We start from the raw sequence: 7,325 nt of genomic DNA on the forward strand, positions 1-7,325 counted from the left end.
AGTGATTACCAAAACTGGCAACGAGCCCAACAACAAAAGGCCCGTTACCAAGCTAAGGTAGCGAACCAGCGTAAAGATTATTTACATAAATTGACAACGACCTTGGTTAAGCAATACGACGTAATCGTCATTGAAGATTTGAAAGCCAAAAGCCTTCAGAAAAATCATTGCCTGGCTAAAGCGATTGCGAATGCTAGTTGGTATCAGTTCCGGACCATGTTGGCGTATAAATGTGCCTGGTATGGTAAGAAATTAGTAACTGTTAAACCAAACTATACCAGCCAAATTTGCAGCCACTGTGGTTACCATAGCGGACCAAAGCCGTTACAAATTCGTGAATGGACGTGCCCAAACTGCGGTACTCATCACGATCGCGATATTAATGCGGCAGTTAATATCTTGCATCAAGGATTAAAAGCTATTGGCTAGGGACTAGCCATGGTAAAAGAGTGGAGTTCTGTAAGTTAGGTAGCTTGAATACAGGCATAATATCCTAAATACTACTTCATGTTCCCAAAAGCTCGGTCATTAATGGCCGAGTAGTTCACGTTTTAAATTGCTTTGGTTCCCATAGTTAACACTGAATGTGGTAAGATATTAATAGCTATTCAGGATCGAAATAAATTCTCGTTGCCAATCAAGCAGTGAGACACAATTAAATAAAGGAGCCATATTAGTTAATGAGTAAAATTAAGATTATCCCATTTGGCGGGGTACGCGAAAATGGTAAGAATATGTATGCTGTTGAGGTCAACAACCAGATCTTTATTTTGGATACGGGTCTAAAGTATCCCGAAAATGAGCTGATGGGAATTGATGTTGTAATTCCTGACTGGGAATACCTTCGCAAACATAAGGATAAGATTGTCGGGGTATTTTTGACCCACGGTCACGCTGATTCGATTGGTGCTTTGCCGTACTTCTTGATGGACTTCAATGTTCCCGTATTCGGGAGCGAGATGACCATTGCCCTGGCCAAACTTGCCGTTAAGAAGCATAAGGAAGTTAAAAAATTCAACGACTTTCACGTTGTTGATGAAGCAACGGCAATTGATTTTGATGATGTCACCGTTTCATTCTTCCAGACAACCCATACGATTCCTGAAACATTAGGGATTGTCGTGGGTACTGATGAAGGCAACATTGTTTACACTGGTGACTTCAAGTTTGACCAAACGGCTACCAAGGGTTACCAAACTGACTTGGCCCGGTTAGCGGAAGTTGGTTCTCAGGGTGTCTTGGCTCTCTTGAGTGACTCAGCCGGCGCGGGAATTACCGGTGCTTCAACCCGGGAAAAGGACATTGGTGAATATATTAAGGAGACCTTTAAATACCAGGATGGGCGGATTATCGTTGCCAGCGTTGCTTCTAACATCATGCGTGTTCAGCAAATCATTAACGCTGCCGTAGCGGTTAACAGAAAGTTGGTTTTGTCCGGAAGTGACATTGAGCAAATCATCGACACGGCGATGAACTTGGGTAAATTAAAGCTACCTAAGGACCTGTTAATCAGTATAAAGGAGGCTGACCAGCTTGATCCAAACCAGGTAGTAATTTTGGAAACGGGGAAGATGGGTGAACCAATCAAGTCCCTGCAACAGATTGCTAATGGTGATAACCCTAAGATCAAGTTGAGCGATAGTGACCTGGTCTTCGTAACGACAACCCCATCTTACGCGCAGGAGACGGAAGTCCAAAAGACTAAGGACATGATTTACCGGACCGGGGCCGAAGTGAAGTTTATTTCGGACGACCTCAACCCGTCCGGACACGCTAACCAAAATGACCAACAGTTGATGTTAAACTTCATGAAGCCACAGTACTTTATCCCAATCCAAGGGGAATACCGTTTGCTTGACCGGCATGCTCAACTAGCCGAAGAGGTTGGCATCCCTGCAGACCACATCTTCATTACTAATAAGGGAGATGTCCTTGACTATAAGAATGGTGAATTCCACATTGGTGAACACATTGATGTGGGCAATACAATGATTGATGGGACCGGCATTGGTGATATTGGGAATATTGTTCTCCGTGATCGCCGGGTCCTTTCTGAAGACGGTATTTTTGTGGTTGTGGCCACTATCGATCGAAAGAAGAAGAAAATCGTTGCCCGGCCCCAGATTACATCCCGTGGTTTTGTCTTTGTAAAGACTAACCGCCAGCTGATGAAACAAAGCGCCGACCTGGTTGAAAAGGTCGTTCAAGACAATTTAGACCAGAAGGAATTTGACTGGGGACATCTCAAGCAGGATGTTCGGGAGAAGCTTAACCGCTTCCTGTTCGACCAGACTAAGCGGCACCCCGTTATCTTGCCAGTAATTATGGAAATCAACCAGCATTCCAAGAAGAAGTCTAAAAAGGCACCTGAAAGTAAGGGTAAGAAGGAAAAAGCGGGCCACATAAAGAAAAACAGCACCGTGGTCGTGGCCGCGGACGCAAGCACCAGGCGGCAAATGAAAATAAGAGCCACCAGCAGTAATGGTGGGCAGGCCGGAAAAATGGCCACTTAAAAATGTTAATTTATATATTGGGGACTGAGAAAAAACTTTTGCTTTTTCTCAGTCTTTCCTATATTTGGGGAGGGTAAACCTCCTTATGCTACCCATCTTCAGGAATAAATAAGTGCGGTATGAGCGATTAAGGGGGAAACAATGGATAAAGGACAAAATGAAAAATATCAGAAGGCACTCCATTTGATGGCAGACGAAAAGTGGCTGGATAGTGCTGTTATTCTGGAGGACCTAATCAACGAATCACCAAATGATGATGTGAGCCGCCACTTGGTTCGCGCCCTCTACGAAGCAAAGCAGTACCAAAGGGCGTTTGTGTACTTCGTTGAGCAGCCATTAGCATTCACGGAAACCTATCGTGAGGCCTGTCTGGGAGTGCATCTAATGTTGCATAATCAGTCATACATGGCAGCTCGTCAATTTATCGTTGAATTGCCAACTGCTTGGCAAGACACCCTGCGAAGGGACATTTGTGAGGCTGAAATGGCTGCTAATCAAAAATATCAGGTAACGATTCGCACGCTTCTTCGCTCTTTTTACCACCTTGGCGATTGCTCTTTGAGTGAGCAGCAGGAGCGGCTTAGTGAAGCCCAGCAACTACCGCTCAACGACTACCTTACCGGTGCCCAGTTTCTCTTGCGCGACCCGTTTACCCATGAACTGATCAAAGCGTCGATAATCGATACCCTTCGTCAGGCGGCAGTCAATAAAGAACTAACATTACGGTGGATTGACAACCAGGACTACCAGATTAACCCCAGTCAGCTGCAGGAGATTGACGATCTAACAATTGTCAAGGAACTTCGTCAGGAGCTTAACCGTCGACTAGGAAGTAAAAATCCCACCCAATTTCAACTAGCAAGCCAGGAGTTACAGCTTCAACTGATGCTCCTCTACCCCCTAATTGATGAGAAAGTGACTTCACCAGGGGAGTGGATTGACTACCTGATTGACAAGATTTCTGGGAAGAGGGAGGGTCAACAGAACCCGGTAGGTCCGCTCCAGGACGCCTTAACGAAGATAATTGATGATTTAAGTGAAAAACATTAACAATATTATTTACAAATCGTCAGATAGTTGATATTATATTTAAGAATTCTTCTTCAAGCCTTTGATATAAAAGCTTTCAATTGGCGAAAAGAAGTAGTACAATACACATAAGGGTGTGTCAGTTATTTCGTAAAGAAACGACTGGCATTATACTTGTAAATTATCAGGAGGTTTTCATTAATGGCTGAAAAAGAACATTATGAACGTACAAAGCCCCATGTAAACATTGGTACTATTGGCCACGTTGACCATGGGAAGACTACTTTAACTGCTGCTATCACTAAGGTACTTGCAGCTAAGGGTCTGGCAAAGGAAGAAGATTACGCTGATATCGATGCCGCTCCAGAAGAAAAGGAACGTGGTATCACTATCAACACTGCCCACGTTGAATACGAAACTGAAAAGCGTCACTACGCACACATCGATGCTCCAGGTCACGCCGACTACGTTAAGAACATGATCACCGGTGCCGCACAAATGGATGGTGCTATCCTGGTTGTTGCTGCTACCGATGGTCCTATGCCACAAACCCGTGAACACATTCTTCTTGCTCGTCAGGTTGGTGTTAAGTACATCGTTGTATTCCTGAACAAGACCGACTTAGTTGACGATGACGAATTAGTTGACTTAGTTGAAATGGAAGTTCGGGACCTTCTTAACGAATACGATTTCCCTGGTGATGATATTCCTGTTGTTCGTGGTTCTGCCCTCAAGGCTCTTGAAGGTGATCCAGAACAAGAAAAGGTTATCCTTCACTTGATGGATGTTGTTGATGACTACATTCCAACTCCAAAGCGCCCTACTGACAAGCCATTCATGATGCCTGTCGAAGACGTCTTCACTATTACTGGTCGTGGTACTGTTGCTTCTGGTCGTATCGACCGTGGTACTGTTAAGATTGGTGACGAAGTTGAAATTGTTGGTCTGACTGAAGACGTTCTGAAGTCAACTGTTACTGGTTTGGAAATGTTCCACAAGACTCTTGACCTTGGTGAGGCCGGAGATAACGTTGGTATCCTTCTTCGTGGTATTTCTCACGACCAAGTACAACGTGGTCAAGTTCTGGCAGAACCTGGTTCGATCCAAACTCACAAGAACTTCAAGGGTGAAGTTTATGTTATGACCAAGGAAGAAGGGGGCCGTCACACTCCATTCTTCTCCAACTACCGTCCACAATTCTACTTCCACACTACTGATGTTACTGGTACGATTGAATTGCCAGATGGCGTTGAAATGGTTATGCCTGGTGATAACGTTACCTTCACTGTTAACCTGCAAAAGCCAGTTGCCCTTGAAAAGGGTCTGAAGTTCACCATCCGTGAAGGTGGACACACTGTTGGTGCCGGTGTGGTATCCGAAGTCTTAGACTAATTTTTAGTCAGGCTAATTAAAAGGTCCGGTTTATCCGGATCTTTTTTCTTTTAAATTTTATGGGAAATTGGGGCCGGAAAACGCCCATTTAGTTGCAATTGTAGCGGTCGTACGGTAAACTAATAAAGTATGTAAAGACCAACTTGATAGAGTAATGGTCAAATTGATTGTTATTGGAGGAAATAAAATGTCAGCAAAATGGGAACGCGATAGCGATGCCAGCAAGGGGACATTAACTTTTGAAATTGATGTCGACACTATTAACAAGGGAATTGACGAAGCCTTTATCGAAACCCGGAAGAAAATTACGGTTCCTGGTTTCCGCAAGGGCCGTGTTCCTCGTCAAATCTTTAACCAAATGTATGGTGAAGAATCCCTGTACCAAGATGCTTTAAACAAGGTATTGCCTGCTGCCTACAGTGATGCTGTTAAAGAAGCTGGAATCAAGCCGGTTGACCAACCAAAGATTGATATTAAGAGCATGGAAAAGGGTCAACCATGGACTTTAACTGCTGAAGTAGCAGTTGAACCAGAAGTTAAGCTTGGTGACTACAAGGGAATGGAAGTTCCTGAACAAGACACGACTGTTTCAGATGCTGATGTTGACTCTGAAATTGAAAAGAAGCGTCAACAACAAGCTGAATTGGTCCTTAAGGAAGATAAGCCAGCTGCTAAGGGTGACACCGTTGTCATCGACTACGAAGGTAGCGTTGATGGTAAGAAGTTTGACGGTGGCTCTGCCGACAACTACTCCCTTGAATTAGGTTCTGGTTCCTTTATTCCAGGATTTGAAGACCAACTGATTGGTCACAACACCGGTGACGATGTTGATGCTAAGGTTACCTTCCCAAAGGACTACCATGCTAAGAACTTAGCCGGTAAGGATGCAACCTTCAAGGTTAAGGTTCACGAAATCAAGGAAAAGCAACTGCCAGACCTGGACGACGACTTTGCCAAGGATGTTGACGAAGACGTTGATACTTTGGATGAACTGAAGGACAAGACTCGGAAGCAACTCCAAGAACAAAAGGACAACCAAGCTAAGGGCGCAATCGAAGACGCTGCCATTGAAAAGGCAGTTGCCAATGCCGAAATCGAAGATATCCCACAAGCAATGTTGGATGAAGACACTAACCGGCAAATGCAACAATACCTTGCTGGTATGCAGCAACAAGGGATTAGTCCAAAGATGTACTTCCAAATCACTGGTACTAAGGAAGAAGACCTTAAGAAGCAATTTGCCAACGATGCTGAACAACGAGTTAAGACTAACTTAGTTCTGGAAGCAATCGTTGACGATGCTAACATTGAAGCCAGTGATGACGAAATCAAGGACGAAATCAAGGACTTGGCAAAGCAATACGGTATGGAAGAAGATGCCGTTGAAAAGGCACTGTCCAAGGATATGTTGAGTCATGATATCAAGATTAAGAAGGCCGTTGACTTGGTAGCTGATTCAGCAAAGCAAGTTAAGACTGATGACAAGAAGACCGACAAGTAGGTAATTAACTAATGGAGTAATATCCATTGGGAGGTTATCAAGATCACTTGTAAGAAGGTTCCTAGTGTTCGAACTATCGAACGCTGGGGACTTTTTGAAAACGGGCAAGGAAACACGTTCTTTTAAGGACGTGATGAATTGCCTATTTTTTAACCTTTCAACCGAACATACGTTTTAGTGTGTGATATAATGTCTTTAACAGAGAGTGGTGTTCAGGTATTAATTAGCTTTGTTGACTGGCCAATGATGAAAGATTGTGGTGAAATGGCACAAGTTATAAAGGGAATCAAACTTCGTCTATATCCCAATGCCCAGCAAAGGGAACAATTGTGGCAGATGTTTGGTAACGATTGCTTCGTTTGAAATCAATAGCGATGGCCAAGGAGCGGTATCAAAATAATCCTAGTAGTCACTTCGTCAATGAATACGGGATGAATTATCTACTGAAGAGACTCAAGCAAGAATACCCATTTCTTAGGGTGAGTGACTCAACTAGCTTCCTCGTGATCAATCATAATCTCGCCCAAACTTTTAAGATGTTATTTAAACATCGGGGTGGTTACCCACGTTTTAAATCGTGTCATGCTATTCGCCAAGCTTATACGGGGCGGTCAGTTTGTCGGGTGCTTGCTAAGCGGCGGGTTAAGTTGCCTAAGTTGGGCAGCATTCGGACCAGCAAAACAACATTGTTAGCTAATGACAAGATTAAGTGCTATACGGTTTGCCTTAAGCCCACTGGCCGTTACTATCTATCGTTACAAGTGGCGGTTGAGGCTCCCGAACACCTGAGAAAAACAGGAAAAGCAGTCGGCATCGACGTTGGAGTCGCTAGTCTAGCCATTAGTTCTGATGGGATTAAGTACGAAACTTTTAATGCTAAATGGGCGGAA

Annotated in this window: 4 protein-coding genes and 2 pseudogenes; all 6 read left to right on the forward strand. The window is 44.0% G+C overall.

Translation table 11 applies throughout. From position 1 onward, the window contains the following. Positions 1–429: RNA-guided endonuclease TnpB family protein (locus FD32_RS10350; protein ID WP_235803795.1), on the forward strand; the 429-nt coding region annotated here is incomplete at its 5' end. A gap of 251 nt (positions 430–680) precedes the next feature. Then, positions 681–2,482, forward strand: a pseudogene (locus FD32_RS08255) (ribonuclease J). A gap of 172 nt (positions 2,483–2,654) precedes the next feature. Continuing rightward, positions 2,655–3,563 (forward strand): hypothetical protein, encoded by a 909-nt coding sequence (locus tag FD32_RS08260; RefSeq protein ID WP_047769082.1) that lies wholly within the window; start codon positions 2,655–2,657, stop codon positions 3,561–3,563. Positions 3,564–3,743: 180 nt separating this feature from the next. Continuing rightward, positions 3,744–4,934 (forward strand): elongation factor Tu, encoded by a 1,191-nt coding sequence (tuf, locus tag FD32_RS08265; RefSeq protein WP_047769085.1) that lies wholly within the window; start codon positions 3,744–3,746, stop codon positions 4,932–4,934. Positions 4,935–5,121: 187 nt separating this feature from the next. After that, positions 5,122–6,435 carry a trigger factor gene (gene tig / locus FD32_RS08270; protein ID WP_047769087.1) on the forward strand — a complete coding sequence of 438 codons (1,314 nt, stop codon included), beginning with the start codon at positions 5,122–5,124 and terminating at the stop codon, positions 6,433–6,435. A gap of 264 nt (positions 6,436–6,699) precedes the next feature. Continuing rightward, positions 6,700–7,325, forward strand: a pseudogene (locus tag FD32_RS10355) (RNA-guided endonuclease InsQ/TnpB family protein); the annotation flags it as partial.

The sequence above is a fragment of the Limosilactobacillus panis DSM 6035 genome (assembly GCF_001435935.1).
Classification (GTDB): Bacteria; Bacillota; Bacilli; order Lactobacillales; family Lactobacillaceae; genus Limosilactobacillus; species Limosilactobacillus panis.

Bases quoted from the DNA above. Each gene is read 5' to 3' on its own strand.
- tig (WP_047769087.1), top strand. From the start codon at position 5,122: ATGTCAGCAAAATGGGAACGCGATAGCGATGCCAGCAAGGGGACATTA.
- tuf (WP_047769085.1), top strand. From the start codon at position 3,744: ATGGCTGAAAAAGAACATTATGAACGTACAAAGCCCCATGTAAACATT.
- FD32_RS08260 (WP_047769082.1), top strand. From the start codon at position 2,655: ATGGATAAAGGACAAAATGAAAAATATCAGAAGGCACTCCATTTGATG.